The organism is Acinetobacter sp. WCHA29, assembly GCF_002165335.1.
Classification (GTDB): Bacteria; Pseudomonadota; Gammaproteobacteria; order Pseudomonadales; family Moraxellaceae; genus Acinetobacter.
In genome coordinates, this window is the sequence record NZ_NHRQ01000029.1 from 1 (window position 1) to 16,657 (window position 16,657).

At 40.9% G+C, this 16,657-nt stretch carries 17 protein-coding genes and 1 pseudogene; 2 read left to right on the forward strand and 16 right to left on the reverse strand.

What is annotated here, in order from left to right:
• Nucleotides 1-71: 71 nt before the first annotated feature.
• The 5 genes and pseudogenes from CDG59_RS13660 to CDG59_RS13680 form a co-directional block, all read right to left on the reverse strand.
• Nucleotides 72-401, reverse strand: a pseudogene (locus CDG59_RS13660) (MFS transporter); the annotation flags it as partial.
• A gap of 208 nt (nt 402-609) precedes the next feature.
• Nucleotides 610-1,638: an alpha/beta hydrolase gene (locus tag CDG59_RS13665; protein WP_005160442.1), complete on the reverse strand. Its 1,029-nt coding sequence runs from the start codon at nt 1,636-1,638 to the stop codon at nt 610-612.
• 1 nt (nt 1,639) lies between these two features.
• On the reverse strand, nt 1,640-2,773 hold the full coding sequence (locus tag CDG59_RS13670; protein WP_087545797.1) for a YdcF family protein: 1,134 nt from the start codon (nt 2,771-2,773) through the stop codon (nt 1,640-1,642).
• Between the two features lie 8 nt (nt 2,774-2,781).
• Nucleotides 2,782-3,816, reverse strand: coding sequence for a UDP-N-acetylmuramate dehydrogenase (gene murB / locus CDG59_RS13675; RefSeq protein ID WP_087545799.1), 1,035 nt, complete (start codon nt 3,814-3,816; stop codon nt 2,782-2,784).
• Nucleotides 3,817-3,832: 16 nt separating this feature from the next.
• A complete protein-coding gene (locus tag CDG59_RS13680) occupies nt 3,833-4,345 on the reverse strand; it encodes a low molecular weight protein-tyrosine-phosphatase (protein WP_087545801.1) in 513 nt (170 codons plus the stop codon).
• Nucleotides 4,346-4,526: 181 nt separating this feature from the next.
• Between CDG59_RS13680 and CDG59_RS13685 the strand changes: the two genes are divergently transcribed.
• On the forward strand, nt 4,527-5,687 hold the full coding sequence (locus tag CDG59_RS13685) for an iron-containing alcohol dehydrogenase (protein ID WP_087545803.1): 1,161 nt from the start codon (nt 4,527-4,529) through the stop codon (nt 5,685-5,687).
• Complete coding sequence (locus CDG59_RS13690) at nt 5,684-6,124, forward strand: acyl-CoA thioesterase (RefSeq protein ID WP_087545805.1); 441 nt, start codon at nt 5,684-5,686, stop codon at nt 6,122-6,124. The genes CDG59_RS13685 and CDG59_RS13690 overlap by 4 nt, the downstream gene beginning before the upstream one ends.
• 51 nt (nt 6,125-6,175) lie before the next feature.
• On the opposite strand, the gene CDG59_RS13695 is transcribed toward CDG59_RS13690, so the two are convergent.
• The 11 genes from CDG59_RS13695 to CDG59_RS13745 form a co-directional block, all read right to left on the reverse strand.
• On the reverse strand, nt 6,176-6,757 hold the full coding sequence (locus CDG59_RS13695; protein WP_005160453.1) for a TerD family protein: 582 nt from the start codon (nt 6,755-6,757) through the stop codon (nt 6,176-6,178).
• Between the two features lie 58 nt (nt 6,758-6,815).
• Nucleotides 6,816-7,532 carry a TIGR00266 family protein gene (locus CDG59_RS13700; RefSeq protein WP_004682400.1) on the reverse strand — a complete coding sequence of 239 codons (717 nt, stop codon included), beginning with the start codon at nt 7,530-7,532 and terminating at the stop codon, nt 6,816-6,818.
• 12 nt (nt 7,533-7,544) lie between these two features.
• Nucleotides 7,545-8,864: a VWA domain-containing protein gene (locus tag CDG59_RS13705; protein ID WP_087545806.1), complete on the reverse strand. Its 1,320-nt coding sequence runs from the start codon at nt 8,862-8,864 to the stop codon at nt 7,545-7,547.
• 87 nt (nt 8,865-8,951) lie between these two features.
• Nucleotides 8,952-9,527 (reverse strand): TerD family protein, encoded by a 576-nt coding sequence (locus CDG59_RS13710; protein ID WP_004682404.1) that lies wholly within the window; start codon nt 9,525-9,527, stop codon nt 8,952-8,954.
• A 73-nt stretch (nt 9,528-9,600) separates the two neighbouring features.
• Entirely contained in the window at nt 9,601-10,680 is a 1,080-nt protein-coding gene (locus CDG59_RS13715) for a DUF475 domain-containing protein (RefSeq protein ID WP_005160459.1), read from the reverse strand.
• A 58-nt stretch (nt 10,681-10,738) separates the two neighbouring features.
• Nucleotides 10,739-11,317, reverse strand: a complete 579-nt coding sequence (locus tag CDG59_RS13720) for a TerD family protein (protein ID WP_005160461.1) — start codon at nt 11,315-11,317, stop codon at nt 10,739-10,741.
• An 80-nt stretch (nt 11,318-11,397) separates the two neighbouring features.
• The gene (locus tag CDG59_RS15715) at nt 11,398-12,609 is read right to left on the reverse strand and encodes a TerD family protein (protein WP_005160462.1); all 1,212 of its coding nucleotides are present in this window, start codon (nt 12,607-12,609) and stop codon (nt 11,398-11,400) included.
• Nucleotides 12,610-12,634: 25 nt separating this feature from the next.
• Entirely contained in the window at nt 12,635-13,519 is an 885-nt protein-coding gene (locus CDG59_RS13730) for an HpcH/HpaI aldolase/citrate lyase family protein (RefSeq protein ID WP_004682410.1), read from the reverse strand.
• On the reverse strand, nt 13,519-14,685 hold the full coding sequence (stiP, locus tag CDG59_RS13735; RefSeq protein ID WP_004682411.1) for a cysteine protease StiP: 1,167 nt from the start codon (nt 14,683-14,685) through the stop codon (nt 13,519-13,521). The genes CDG59_RS13730 and stiP overlap by 1 nt, the downstream gene beginning before the upstream one ends.
• Nucleotides 14,669-15,490 carry an HAD family hydrolase gene (locus tag CDG59_RS13740; RefSeq protein ID WP_004682412.1) on the reverse strand — a complete coding sequence of 274 codons (822 nt, stop codon included), beginning with the start codon at nt 15,488-15,490 and terminating at the stop codon, nt 14,669-14,671. Before CDG59_RS13740 ends, stiP begins: the two co-directional genes overlap by 17 nt.
• A complete protein-coding gene (locus tag CDG59_RS13745) occupies nt 15,483-16,622 on the reverse strand; it encodes a phosphoribosyltransferase domain-containing protein (RefSeq protein WP_004682417.1) in 1,140 nt (379 codons plus the stop codon). The genes CDG59_RS13740 and CDG59_RS13745 overlap by 8 nt, the downstream gene beginning before the upstream one ends.
• Nucleotides 16,623-16,657: the final 35 nt, after the last annotated feature.

The following is a 16,657-nucleotide window of genomic DNA, read 5'->3' on the forward strand; positions in this document are numbered from 1 at the left end:
TATTGATGTTTATAACATCATTTGAGGAGCAGAATATCACTTATAGGAGTTGTTCAAATTTACGGATCCATCTCTAAGAAACTAAAGATCAGCATAAGTAGTGCAACAGATTGAAAGCTATTCGGGATGACAAAGATGGCAAACCAGATGCAGGCTTCCATCCATGTTGCAATACGCACTAGCAACATTCGTTTGCCTGACTTATCAGCAATCCAGCCCCAAATCAGCGGTGCAAAAAAACGAGTAATAATCGCAATTGAAGACAAAATACCAATTTCTTGATAATTAAAACCTTGATCTTGTAGATACAAGTTCCAATAAGGCATGAATGTACCCACTATGGAATAGTAGAATAGGTAGAAACCACCCAATCGGGTTTGGATACTTAAAGATTGAAACAATTCACGCGCCTTTTACATAGATCAACAGCTATCATTCACAACAAGATGTATTGCCTTGCGATAAACATAAATTTTAAGTGATGCAAACAACCATCACAAATGGACTACCACCATTCGTCATTTGATTCCAAGGAAACATAGAATGTGGAAATTGGCAGATGCTAATACATTCTAATTCGAGTAATGATTAAGCTATAAAAAATCACCACTAGTAATAGTGGTGATTTGGTTTTGCATGTAAAAATGCAGGAATCAATCCAGTCAAAGCAGCTCGAATATCTGCACGCTCATTAATCAATTGATGTGAACCCTCTTCCAACATCAACAAGGTCTGTAATCTAAATTTTCGGCGAATATATTCAATGTTATAACGCCAATCTACCGTTTGATCGAGTGCACCTTGAGCAAGCCATACAGGAATACGACATGCAGGTCGATGTTCCATTTCTAACATCCATTTGGACATTGCTAAAATCCAATCCATCCCCATCATTCGAGGCTGTAACGGATCAGTTAGGCGAATAAATCTTAAAAACTCAGGATTATGATTATTACGACGGAAATGTCGTGGTACTTGGCTCTTTATACGACGAATAATTCCTAAGCCAACAGAATTATGCCACCAAGCTGTTTTTGCAGGTCGAATCAATGGCGATAAGAGCAACACTCGATTAACGATCGGATCTTCTCTACGCTCAGCAAATTCAAGTAAATGATGCATCCAAATCGCACCACCAGTACTTTGCCCTATTCCTAACCATGGTTTTGGTAGTTGTTTAGCACTACGAACAACATCATAAACTGCATGCAATACTTGCTGGTAATGGTCAAAATTCTGAATACTTGCTGGTGAACCATTACTTAATCCATGACCGGGCAAATCGTATGTAATAACACTGAATCCTTGATCAAGAATTTCTTTTATAATGGGTTGATAAATACCACTATGTTCTAAGTATCCATGTAATAAGCATACCGTACCTAAAATCTTTTCGCGTTGAGGTTGAAATACTTGTACATGTAAACGAAATAATGGCATTTCAACATAGCCTTGCCAGTGTTCGCATTCAAGTAAATCTAAACCATAAAGCTTTCTATAGGCTTGTAGTGCTTTTGAAGGTTCTATTATTTTTGATAAATCAAGCGGCTCTAAAAGCTGAGGCGTTGTTTCTCTATTGGGGATAGGTAAATCCAATTGTTTAAGTATTGTCGGATTTAAAAATGGAATATTGGACATATTATGGTATCTCTCGACAATGACTTGAGCCAAAAAGCGTATCACGAATCGTTGCTAGCAATTCATAGTTAGCACGACGACTGTGATCATAGTTTTGTTCACTTGGTCGCCAGTCTGTCAATGTTGTTGGCATCGGTGCGATCACAGGAACAGTTTCAATTCCATTGAGTGCAAATAAACGTCTTGTTCGTGGCATATGATATTCATCTGTGATGAGAATGACTGTCGGTGCGCCACCTTTCTTTTGCAGTAATAATGAACTAAATCTGGAGTTTTCACAGGTATTCATACTTCTATTTTCTAGAAGCTTCGCTTCTATACCTCGTTCTTTAAGCCAAGCTTGCATATAAGGTGCTTCAACACCACTTAAAACAATAGGAAGAGGATATTGCTTTTCGACTTGCAAAGTTTTTTCCAATCGAAGACGTGTATAGTTATTTACAACAATATCTTTACCATTTGCACCAAGTGTCAAGCCACCGCCTAAAACAACAATTGCATATGGCTGAGACAATCCTTGCGACTCGTTCATTCCATCCTTGTTCTTCTTCAGATCGACTAAATCTTTATTTGTCTCGTCTTTTTCATCTGAATAAACAGGTAACTCAATAGGATATGTTTCTAAAAAAGCAATATATTTTCCCATTAAAGCCTGATTATCAGGCGTATTCCAGTGTAAAAAATCCATTGGCGTACTTGCTGCTACAGCAGAACTCTCTTGTTCCTGTTCTGATTTCTCCGCCATTAATGGAATATTGGTCTGCTGGTTTTCTTCTACATTTTCACGTTCTTGCTCTTCGGTCATCAGTTGTTGTAATAATTTATAACGTGCTTGAATTAATCTTAAATCTTCAGGTTTTTCAGACCGAAATGTTTTTTCCATTAACTTGAGATAAGCTTGGCGCGCAATCCACAAATTAGACCCCGGCTCCAAAGTTTCATGCTCGCTTAATGCAGCTGGTTTCTGACTTTGTGCAGCAACTTCATTCACATCAACAGGTACAAATCGGTTTAGCCCCTTTACAACCAATTGCGAATAAAATGGCGAATATAAAAAAAGTACAGAGCAGCCTAATAGCACGAAAAATATAGTTATGATTCGTACTAAGCCAATCATCCAATGTACTTTACCCATAAAATTCCTTATACATGATGCGCTTGGATTAAGCCTTGCTCACTATACAACACTGGTTCAGGTTCTAATTGAATATTAAATTTCTGTTTTACATCACTTTGTACAGTTTGATAGGTATTTTTAACATCAGCTAATGTCGCATCTGCATAATTCACTAACACCAATGCCTGTTTATCAAACATTCCAACAGAACCAAGTTGTTTACCTTTCCAACCTGCTTGATCAATCAACCAACCCGCTGCAACTTTAACATTGCTATGTGCTTGAGGATAATGGGGAATATTTGGAAAATGTTGAGCAATTTTGCCAAATTCAGCTTCAGTCAAGATTGGATTCTTAAAAAAGCTTCCAACATTTGGAAATTCTTTTGGATCGGGCAATTTACTTTGACGAATATGAATCACCTGATTTTGTAAATTTTCAGCGGTGAATTCCTCTCCAACAGCTTGTTTAAGATCACCATAACTCAACTTCAAATCAGCTTTTTTTAATAGTTTGAAAGTAACACTGACGATGATGTAGCGGTTTGGATAATCTTTGAAAATACTATGGCGATAAGCAAAGTGACAGTCTAAACCTGAAATAGAATCAAATACTTTTAGTTGACGATCATAGACTTGAACAGAATCGATAAACTCGCCAACTTCAACACCATAGGCACCAATATTCTGCACAGGTGATGCACCCACTAAGCCGGGAATGAGTGCGAGGTTTTGCAAACCAAACCATTGTTGTTGAGTGCTGTACAACACAAAGTCATGCCATACTTGCCCAGCACCCACTTTTACTGTGATGGTATTTTCATCTTCAGCGAGAACATTTATCCCTTGTATATTTAAATGCAACACCAAAGCTTGAATCTGTTGGGGTAATAACACATTACTTCCACCAGATAAAATCAAAGCATTCAAATTGTGTTGCTCAGCAAAGTTTAATGCCTCGATCACATCATCAGGATGATTGATTTGAACATAATGCGAAGCAATAGCACTCAAATTTAATGTATTTAAGTTTTTAAGCTGAACTTGTGCTTGTACCTGCATATTAAATTAAATCCTATTACCCTACTTTCATTTGCTTTTTAAAAACGTTAACCCATGCTTGGCTGCTAGATTCACATTGATCAAGTACTCGATCAAATCCATCCGATCCACCATAGTAAGGGTCAGGCACTGCCTGCTGGTTAAAATGAGGATCATGCTCACTCATCAATGCGATTTTGGCGCGGATCTGTTCCGCACCAAACTGGCGTACCGCTTTCGACATGAGGGACTGAATATCGTCAAAATTCTCATGGTCCATCGCCAGAATCAGATCAAACTCAATAAAATCCTCAAGACGAATTTGTCTGGCACGTAAGCCCGATAAATCATAGCCACGCTGTAGCGCATGTTTCTGGCTTCGCGCATCAGGTGCCTTGTTTGGGTGGTAATTGCTCGTACCCGCCGAATCGACAGATACATTTAAACCATGCGCATCACAATAATGTCTGAGAATTGCTTCCGCTGTGGGTGAACGGCATATATTTCCTAAACAGACACATAATACCTTGTACGGTATTGGGGATGGCATAATCACCTCAAAACTACACTTTTTAGAACATCTTATGGTAATTTATTTGGGCAGTGAAACCTATAGTTGCCTTATATAAAAATGTTGTATTTATTAGAATTTGTTGGCATTTTGTCTATGATTGCGACATAGGTCAGGTATGGACGATGATTTGTCAAAAGATAGAAATAAGGATGTACGTATGAACCAGTTTCAGTTCCAGACCGTTCCCAACATTATTGCAGGTTTAGGTTCAATACAGGAACTTAGAACCATCTTGTCACAACATGATTATCGAAAAGCGCTTCTGGTCACTGATGCTGGCATGATTCAGCACCAGCTTCATTTACCCATTCTAGACATTCTGGATCAGATAGGTCTTGAGACTATCATTTATTCCGATATTCAGGCCGACCCACCTGAACATATTGTTTTAGAAGCTGTTGATTTTGCGACACAAGAGCAAATTGATGTGATCATCGGTTTTGGTGGTGGTAGTTCCATGGATGTGGCTAAAATCATTGCCTTGCTCGCACACCCTAAACAACAGCAAAAATTGAGTGAAATCTATGGTGTAAACCAAGCCAAATCCCCTCGTTTGCCACTCATTCTTATTCCAACAACAGCGGGAACAGGTTCAGAAGTCACACCAATCTCAATTGTCACAACAGGTGCAACCACTAAAATGGGTGTGGTAGCACCAATTTTATATGCCGATGTGGCCATTTTAGATGCAACTTTTACACATGGTCTGCCTGCTCACATCACGGCTGCAACAGGTATTGACGCGATGGTACATGCAATTGAAGCCTATACTTCAAATTTTAAAAAAAACTTCTATGCAGATATGTTAGCCCAAAATGCACTGAAATTATTAAATCATAATTTAGCTAAAGTATTGAAAAATGGTGCTGATTTAGAAGCTCGCCAAAATATGTTGGTCGGCTCAATGCTTGCTGGTCAAGCATTTGCTAATGCCCCAGTCGCGGCGGTCCATGCTCTCGCCTATCCATTGGGCGGACATTTCCATCTTTCACACGGACATACCAATGCCTTAGTTTTAATTGAAGTGCTTAAGTTTAATGCACCCAAAGCCAAGCATCACTATGCAGAGCTTATGCAACTGTTAGATCCACGTAGTACAGGTTGCACAGATGGTTTATGTGATCTATTTATTGATCATATGCAGAATCATTTGGACCAGAGTGGGTTAACATTGAAATTAAAAGATTTAGACATTCCTGAGGCGAAATTACCTCAGTTAGCAAAAGATGCCATGCTACAAACCAGATTGTTGCAGAACAATCCAAGGGAAATGACCGAGCAAGACGCATTACAGATTTATCAGGCGATTTATGCATGAGCAAACCGACTTTAAAACGACGCGAACAATTTAAATTCTTTTTTCCAATCCAAACCCGTTGGGCCGATAACGATATTTATGGTCATGTGAACAATGTGACCTACTATAGTTATTTTGATACCGCAGCTAATTCATTACTGATTCAAAAAACAGGATTTGACATTCACAACAGTGAAGTTATTGGCTTAGTGGTTGATTCAGCTTGTAGCTTCCAACAGGAACTGTCGTTTCCAGAAATCATTGAAGTTGGTGTAGCGATTGGCAAAATTGGAAATTCATCACTTAGATATGAACTGGCGATCTTTAAACAAGGTCAGTACGAAGCTGCTGCTCAAGGGCATTTTGTCCATGTATTTGTAGACAGAGAAAGTCGAAAAAGTAGAGCAATTCCACAATATATGCGTGAAGTGTTACACGCCTATATGCTCATGGATTAAATCAAACCCACTTTTCCAGATTATGACTCGGAAAAGTGGGCTGCTTAATTATTAAACATACGGTAACACATGCGGAACAATATCCTGGAAAGTACGACCATGCACATTTTCACCAATCGCATGCATTTTCCAGGCGCCATTATGGCGGTAAATTTTGGCAATAATCAGGCCAGTATGTGCACCTTGCGAAGACAGTTTATAACTCGCGATCACCTGATTACTGTTTTGATCAACCAGACGGCAGAACGCATTTTCAACTTTTTCAAAAGTCTGTCCACGGAAGCTACTGACAGTAAAGGCCAATGACTTGACATGGCTTGGCACTTGATTCAAATTCACACGAATCAGTTCATCATCACCATCGCCTGCACCAGTCAGGTTATCACCTGAGTGTACGATACTGCCATCCTTACTGCGTAACTGCCCAAAATAAACCACATCTACAACCTGTTTATTTTCATCAAACAGAATGACGGACGCATCTAAATCAATATCTCCACTGCCACCACCAAAGCCAAATAAACCCTTGCTTTTGGCAACATCCCAGCCTACACCCAGAAAAATTTGTTGTAAGCTGCTTCCATCTGCTTTTTCAAGATTAATTTTCTGACCTTTTTCCAGATTAATCGCCATTGTTTTCTCCTCTTTGTGAAATAAACGTTTTCAATGATTTATCATTCATTATAAAAAATTACTGACCTGAACGTGATGGGCCTAGCTTGCTTTGTAACCATGCCAGAAAGTTCTGACGATTACGTGAACAGATAATGACTTTTCCCTTACCTGAAAAACGTAACACCATTCCCTCGCCACTCATGACGCTATTCATCAGGTTTCCCAACAGACCACTACTTTGTGAGGTTGAAACAGATAAGTTATAATTTAAGCGTGAGTCCCAACACACCACATGTCCATTATCAATCACAACCTCTTTATTTGGTTCCACTTCCAGTTCAAACAATGTACCGCAACCCGCAACCACCACCTGCCCGTGTCCGCTGGTTTCCATGACAAGAAATCCACCCGTGTTTCCGAAAAAGGCGCCGCCAATACTGCTGTTTAAACGTGCCTTGATTTCCACGGAATCATGTGCTGCGACAAATGCCCCATCACTTAAAATGTACTGGGTTGCACCTACATCTAAAATCTGCATATCTCCATCCAGTGCAGCAGAAAGTAAACAATCCCCATCACCACGTACTGCTTCGATATGTTGTTGAAATAAAGATTCTTCATTGGCAAAACGGCGCAACAATGACTGCATTAAGCCACCTTGTAAACGTCCTTTCAGCTCTAAAGGAGCTTCCATCATGACCATCGCATTACTTTCACAGTAAATTTTATCGCCACGGCGCATAGATACATGTAAAAATGGTTCAGGTGAACCAACCAGACTAAATTGTGCCATTTCTCTATTCCTTCAGTTCTGAACAATATTTTTTTGCTGAGCTACTTTGAGCCAATCGGGAAATTCTTCCAATAACAATTCATATAAACGCTCGTCAGAAACACTTTCAATTCGATCCAGACTAAAGAAATTGCAGTTGTCCACAATACGTCCAGACATTTCATCCAGTTTTTCCAAAGCTCCGTAGTCACGCCCATCCACTCCCACAAACTGCCAAAATATAGGCAATTCTGCGGCTTTGGTCAGTACTTTTTGCATTTGTCTGCGATTTCCCACGCCACCATCAGAAATAAATAATACATAAGTCGGAGTTTTATCCTTAAATCTTTGATAATAGTCAATGACGGCCTCAATGGCAGGAATTTCCTCATTATAACGGGCACCGACCTGCCAGTTTTTCCAGCCACGCTGGGTGGTGTTGATAAAGTCATTAACATTATTTAGGGTGACATCATCCAGTTGTGTGGTTTTTTGTGCAAATGCCCAACATTCAAAACTGCCATCATCATCAAAATGAATTGCCAGTGGCATTAAACGATTCACCACTTTTTGTACATCACCACGGCGATATTGTCCATCCATCGAACCTGATGCATCGAGTACCAACGCCACTCGTGCTGTCACACCCAATAAATTTTTCTTTTCTAATTGAACCAAGGATTTTTTGGTCAGGTCAACAATTGAGGCATTACCTGTTTTTTCGGCTTTTTCCAGCGAAAGTTTTTTCTTTAAATCAAGTCTTGATGCTACAGGTATCACATTTAGGGAAGCTTGTGTTTGTGATATTGGCGCTGGAGCTGATTCCTCTGCAACTTCACCACCAAAATGTTGAATCAATGCCGCCAAACCTGCATTGAATCCTTGCCCAATGGCAGCCAAACGCCAAATATTATCTTTACGATAAATTTCAACCAACATCGTGGCTCGTTCCTGAGCAAAGAGCTGCCCCTCTAATTTCAATTCAGCAATCGGCTGTAATTGTAAATTTAAAATTTGAATCGTGGCATGTTGCAACTGTGACATCACTGCCTGACCATCAATCGCAGCAGTTAAAACGAGATATTGGATTGTGTTTGGTAACTGATCAAGATTGACCAAGAAACGACTCTGTTGTGGCTGATTATCGAGTAACTGAACGGCTTGGCATGGTGTTTTAGGCTGATTATAAAACGTCATATAACGTTCATCACTTAATTTATATTGTGCATCCAGTCCAAAGCTCGCCAAGTCGAGGGTAAAATTGGCTTGATATTGAATCTGGATATAAAAAGCGTTTTGCCCCTGTAAAACATCATTTAATTTTATTTTTTGTCCACGAATTAAATTCAACATTTCTTTTAATAGCCTATTTTATCATTATTTCTTCAAGTGAAGAAAAATAGTGCCTAAACACTATTTTTCCCAAGCTTGTTTGCTTACTTAAACCGCTACACCATAAGAGGCTGCCAAAGGCCCTAAACCGCCTGCAAAGCCTTGACCAATAGCACGGAATTTCCATTCGCTGCCATTTTTATACAGCTCACCAAAGATCATTGCCGTTTCTGTGCTGCTGTCTTCCGATAAGTCATAACGTGCAATTTCGCTACCGCCTGCGTCATTGATCACACGGATATAAGCATTACCAACCTGACCAAAGTTTTGGTTGCGTGTCTGACCATCATAAATCGTCACTGCAAAAATCACTTTGCTCACATCAGCAGGAACTTTGCTTAAATCAACGCTTAAAGTTTCATCATCGCCAGCACCTTCACCTGTGCGGTTGTCACCATTGTGTTTGACTGAACCATCAGATGAAGTCAAATTATTGAAGAAAATAAAGTCATTGTCTGCACGTACTTTACCGTTTTCTCCAACAAGGAATGCAATCGCATCAAGGTCAAAAGCCTGACCATCTGTCACACGAGGGTTCCAGCCTAAACCGACTGTTGTTTTAGTGATTCCCGGCGCTTCTTTGGTCAAGCTAACATTGCCACCTTTGGTTAAGCTAATTGCCATGAGTTATTCTCCTTATCTCATTGCTAAATTATATTTTATGGATATAACAGTTTTGTTATATCCCTGGATTTTATCAAGATTGTGATTGTCGTTTTTCATAGGCGATTGATGAGAAAATCGCCCATATAATGAACGCCACCCCAATCAGGCCTGTTACCACTTCTGGCACATGCCCACCTGTACCTGTGTATAGCATAATTGCTGCCAGCATTCCAATTGCATACATTGCACCATGCTCCAGATAAATAAATGCTTCCAATGTGCCTTTTTCCACCAGATAAATGGTCATGGAACGTACAAACATTGCACCAATCGCAAGACCAAGCATAATCACAACAACATCAGTTGTAATTGCAAAAGCACCAATCACACCATCAAAACTGAATGATGCATCCAGCACTTCCAGATAAAGGAAACCCCCAATACCTGCTTTCACAATTGTGCTTGATGCACCTTTGGTAACGCTTTCTGAAGCTTCGCTTTCTTCATCTTCTGACTGGCTGCTTTCAAGTAAATGACCCAGTGCCTGAACACCCACATAAACCACAATACCCCAGATGCCTGCAATCGCCACCACCAATTTCGTCTCTGGCGCAACAAAACCCACCATAATGAGAAGGGCGATCATTGCAACGAAAACTGACATGGCAGGAACATTCGCTAAATTTGCTAAACGTGATTCCAGCCAATGAAACCAATGCGTGTCCTTACCATCATCAAACAGGAAGTTAAGGAAAACCAAAAGTAGGAACATGCCCCCAAAGGCAGCAATTTCCGCGTGATGTGCCAATAACTTTTCAGAATACTGAACTGGATCGTTGAGTGCCATCCTGACAACTTCAACCATTCCCATATCTGCAGTTACAGCTACAATGACAATTGGGAAAATCAGGCGCATACCAAAAACGGCAATTAGAATCCCGACAGTTAAAAAGATTTTTTTCCAGAATTCGTCCCAGTGACGCAATATTGATGCGTTGACCACGGCATTATCAAAAGATAGCGACACTTCCATCACCGCCAGAATTGCAGTGATCAGCAATACACGAAGCATTGCCTGCACGCCTGCCTCTGGTCCATGACTGAAGCCCCACCATGCAGATAATGCCAGACAGATCACGGTAAAAATAATTGAGAAACGAAAATGTTTCATTGTTACCCTTTCAAAAAAATCTCAAAACATACATCTTGTCTGTTTTGAGAGATCGGTTTTAGCCAACTTGAATACCATATTGTTGACACATTGCAGCAAGTCCGCCCGCATAGCCCTGACCGACTGCTCTAAATTTCCATTCGCCATTATGACGATAGACCTCACCAAATACCATGGCGGTTTCGGTTGAATAATCCTCTGCTAAATCAAAACGCACAATTTCTATACCTGAATCCTGATTGACGACACGGATAAAAGCGTTGGCAATTTGTCCAAAATTCTGTCCACGACTTTGGGCATCATGAATGGTGACCGTAACGGCAACCTTTTCAATTTCAGGTGAAACCTTAGATAAATCCACCACTAAAGACTCATCATCACCATCGCCCTGACCTGAACGGTTGTCACCCGTATGCTCAACCGAGCCATCCTGTGATTTTAACTGGTTGTAGAAAATAAAATCATGGTCGCCACGCACCTTGCCTGAGGCGGTTAATAAAAACGCACTGGCATCCAAGTCAAAAGATGCGCCATCAGTTGCACGTTCGTCCCACCCCAAACCAATTAAAATACGAACTAAAGTTGGATCTGTTTTACTTAGGGAAAGATTTCCCCCTTTATTTAAGCTAATTGCCATGTTTGGATGACTCCTTTTTGTTAGATTGACATTAGTGTTTCAACTCAAAGTAAATATTAATTATTCAAGTTAAACAAAAATTATTTGAAAAATGGCTCACCATCGACCTTAACACTAAGTTGATGATCTTTCCATATTAAACGTGGTGTGCTTTCACTAAAACGGCTTGAGGTCATACCAGAATATTGTAACGTCACACCAGTTTCATCAATGATTGCAAGACCAATCACATAGGTGTAAATAAATCGACTTTTAGCGGCTGGTGAAACGGATGGATTGAAGATACATTCCACCACTTGTTCCCCATATTGCATCTTCATTCTAGGTTGTAATGAGGCAATAGAAACTACACCATTTGAGATTGCAGAATATACTGAAAATACCAATCCCACTTTACGCCCTATTTTCTTGGCAATATCAATATTAACTTCAACTCGCTCAGTAGCAGGCTGATTTATCGTTGCCGATGTGACATCGCCCAAATGTCGAATATATGGAAAATGATCTAATGATCCTTGCTGATGCGGTGCAAAAATATATTGCATTTCTTTTTCACCATAAATCAGTAAACCAACCCTTAAATCCAAGTCGTCATTATTGTCACAGTCATCACCATTATCCACCCATGTGGCTTCAACCGTTAATAATTGTGCTTCTTTTTTCGTTAAATCAATACGATGTGTCTGCCCAGCCTTGTCCAAACTAATTTTGGATAAATTTAACGGCTTAGGTTGAATAGGTGCAATCTCTATATTTGGAATAGGTTGCTCATCACTAATTTCTATACCAAAATATTCAGACAATGGTTTTAGTCCACCATTAAAGCCTTGATTGACAAAGCGGAATTTCCATTGATCCTTATAACGATATACTTCTGCCAAAATGAGGGCTTTTTCAGTCTTTTCAGCACTATTGACTATAGCCGTAGCACTTAACTGTCCATTTTGCCATAACTCAACCTCAATATTCTGAATCGCATTGATTGCACTCTGTCCATCAATGGTGGCACACAAAGCGATCTTATTCCGTTCCAGATCCAGCAATTGGGTATTTAAATTGAATTGCGCCAAATAAGGCGTTTTACCATTTGCCTCAATTAACTCAACACTACGGTTTAGAGTGTGTTTCTGTCCATAAAAAATCATGTCCGCATCACCACGAACTTTGTTTTGGGCATTGAGTAAATATGCACTTACATCTAAATCAATATGTGCAGGTAATGCAGTTTTGATTTTAATCTGACACTGAGGTTGTGCCAGTACCAAATTTGCACCCGCAGTCAATTGTTGCATTATTCATTATCCTCTTTTTTTAGTGTTATTGCTTCATGCCAAATATTTGTGATCGCTCTAATATACGTTCTGCCCAACGGCGATGTGTGGCAGGTTCCAACATACTTCCATGACAGGCGAATACAGCCTGACCAGAATCTCTTAAAATATCCTGAGCTTGTTTCAATTCAATATCATTGACTTGATAGGCCTGATGCACAATCGCAATCTGTGCAGGGTGAATAATGGTTTTTCCAGATAAACCATGTTGTAAATCCAGATATAACTCGTCCTGCAATAACTTCACCTGAGTAAAATGCTCACAGACAGGCGCACTCAGTGCAAAGCCATAAGGTAAAAACTGCCCCGCCAGATTTGCAATTAATGCCCCAATAGGCGTTTGATACAGGGTCAAATCACTTGGACGGCGCACAGCCAGACAGTTGAGTAAATCATTGCCGCCTATTCGCAGCACCAGAACCTGACGAAAGTCCTGTTGCAATGCCTGACGTAATTCACGCATAGCGCCCATATCAAAGGCTTCTGCATCTTCAAGTGTTGGCATCACCTGAATAAAGTCAGGTAATATCTGCTGCCATTGTCGTAATTGATTTAAGCAGAATTTAGGCAGCACCATGCCATCAACCGCAATCAGTTCCTGCCACTGCGCCAACTCTTCCGCCATTGCAATATGGCGAGGGCGTATGAAGATTTTAGGATGTTGTGCTTGACGTGGTTGATCCTGAACCTGTTGCAACAAATGCTTTAAATTGACTTTTGCCGCTTCCAGCTCATGCTCGGAAACTGCATCTTCCAGACAGATGACCAGAGAACGTAACTCAGGGTACTTTTCCCCATTCACCACTTGCCATAAATCAGGTCTGGTCGCTGGCATATAGAGTGTTGCACCTAAAGATAATGCCGATAACATCAACCTGCTCCCAATTTCTGAATGAGGGTAATTGCGCGATAAGGTGCGATCTGGTCACCCACTATCTGGACTGGTGTCTGGGTTATTTCGGTTAAATGACGTAACAATGCCGTGTCGGCATCATTCGCATCCCTGAGCAGAACCAGATCAGGCACACGCCTTAAAATTGCCCGTGTTGCTTCGGCAATGCTTGGCTTGATCCGATTGATATTGGTAATTTGATAATGTTCTGCTAATTGTTTAACCACAGCCTGACTTCGCTGTCTTTGTAATTGCTGTTGAGCGCTTGTCCAAACGGCATTTTTTTCTGACGGAAGTTCTCGGCGTATCTGATTGATTTGTTTAATAAATGACTGTGACATATCAAAAGCTTTTAAATGATTATATTCAACACAGCCATGCCACTGACCGAGATTGCTTTCCTCAATCTCGTTGAATTGCAAAGGCTCATTTTCGCAAATACTACGAGAAATTAATCCTGAAATGGTTGAGCCTAAAACACCTGATGGAATCAACCAATCCTCACCACTGGCTGCCAACCAAGCACAACCACCAATATCTGACAACACTACCAAGGGCAAAGGTCGATCAGCAAAACGGGGGTCATTGGCTAGACTCCGTTGCAATTCCTTTTGAATCGCGCCTTTACCAGTCCAGCCATCTACAAACACTAAAGATTGATGGCCATGTTTGGCAATAATTGTTTCCAGAGCAGCAAAATCAATACCACGATCCCTGATAATGCTGATGCCATAATGTACACAATCATGCCCCAAATCTTGCAATGCATGATAAAGCAACACCCCTAATGGCACACCAGCACGTACAAAACTGACCAATACAATCGGTTCAGCAAACTCTGTTGAGAGTGTTTGTGCCAGTTGTTGCACCTCTTTTGCCAAACGTTGCTGCCCGTGCTGCATTGCTTGTTCAAATAGCTGCAAATGACGCTCCGTGGGTGCCTGCTCCTGACTGATCATTTGTGAATAATGTTTTTCACCTGATTGAATGAGGCGTTCCTTTTCCAATGTGTCTGTTGGTTGAATCTGGATGCGATTTAACAGGAACGTCACTTGCCCAGCTTGATAACTTCCACTAAATCCCTGTGTTAAAATAAGTTCTGATGCTTTTTCTCTACTAATTTTTTGTTTACTGGTAATCGCCATAATATCCTTCTTGTTTGTACTGCTGCGTCAGATTGTGTTTTACCCAACGATTCAACTGGCTATGGTTTGGCATTCCCCACCAGTGACATAAATTCAAAAACTCAACATCCGACAAACTGTCGCCATAGCCTAAAATTGGGCGTTGTTGTGCGCTAAGTTGCTGCAAAAGAAATCTGGCCGCATTGGCCTTACTCACAGGCTGTGGAATCAGTGCCAGATTATTACCATTTAAATGGAAGTAAAAACCTGACAATAAATTCACATCAAGACTATTGAGCAACTGGGGCAAAAAATTCGGCGCATAAGGATTGTCATTTTCTGTATTTTGCTTTGCCACAACATACAAACCCAATCCCTGTTCTTCAACCACCCATGTCCGAATTGAACCAAAATGTCTGGAATGCTGCTGCACAGCTTCAATCAGGGCTTCCTGACGTGTCTGATAGGGTTGTAATGCCTGTTGCATCTGTCCATGCCATTCAGCATTGACACTAAGGTCCGCATTCAGCACCGTTCCACCATGAGAACAGACCGCCCCATACTGAAAGGGTAAATGAACTCGGGATAAAGCCTCGGCACAGCGTGCAGTCACTGGAATCACATGGGTACTATGCAATAACCACTGTACAAAATGCTGTTGTATCGGGTTCATATAGGCCAGAGCTTGTCCCTGCTTATCAGTGGTGACCATTTTAAAGTCAGCTTCAGGTGTAATGCGGCGATGGGTCTGGAACAACGTGTCATCCAGATCCACCAACATTAAGGGTGTACGAATTTCACTGGAGTCAAATAAAAAATCAGTCATTTACAACACACAAGTTAAAATTTTGATGAGGATAGTCCACAGCACTGATCACTTCAGCATTTGGCAACGCTTCAAGCAGGCTTTTCGCGACTGAATGTGTTGCGGTTTCGACAGTAATCAAGACTCGGTCATAATCCTGTGGATTGATGTTGTAGACAAAATTTTGAATACCTAGCCCATAGTTATCCGCAAATGCCAAGGCAGACTGAATGGCATGTCCAACAGCAATCGGTGAACGGGTAATTGCACTGAACCTCACATCTGCGCCTTGCTGCTGCAAATACTCTGCCAACAGGAAAGAAGACCAGACATACTCGCCACTGCCCAACACCAGAATACGTTCATCAGGTTGTACCGCCAACCGAATATGCGCACCACTGTCCTGAATGGGTAAACGCCCCCAGGTCGGCTGTGCTAAAGTATCAAACGCGCCAAAGGCGACTGTATCCACCTTTGGCATATTGATCTGGATTGGATTCTCAGCATCACGCCATTGCCATTTGCCTGTCATTAATGCTACAGACTGACAGTTTAGATCGGCAATATGAATGCCTGATGACCAATCTGCCAGCGTGGCAGTCACCACATGAGAAATTCGATTCAGCCCTGCCTGTTGTAAAGCATGGATTAAATTGACAAAGGTCTTGCCAGTTGATGCTTCATCGTCTACCAGTACAATGCTTTTGCTGTTTAGAATCTGTTGTTGAAGCTCTGCATCGGGTGAACCATATAACAATTGATCCTGTGCATGGCTATGTTCTTCTAAAAAACGTGCCAGTAATGGCGCACCATGTACTGGATGGCGTGTTGTTGTCACATAAATCGCTTCAGGATAACGTTGCTGCAACACCTGATGAACGCCTGCGCCCAGCCCAACCGCCGTTTCCGCCATGCCAATAACCAACACAGGTTCAGGTAAATCATCAGGAACCAGCTCAGCCAAATCAGTAAAGGCATGGCGCATAATGTGGGGACTGACGGGAATATGCCGCCCTAATACTTTCGATACAAATAAAAATGCACGCTTTGGATTAATGCGTTCGGCAAAACCCAATAAATCCTGCCATTTCCAGTGGCTATTGTCATTGGGTTGTAAGCTTAATACTCCCCTCTGTAATTCAATCTCAATCATATATATCTTAAATCTAACTTAAAAATTATATTTAT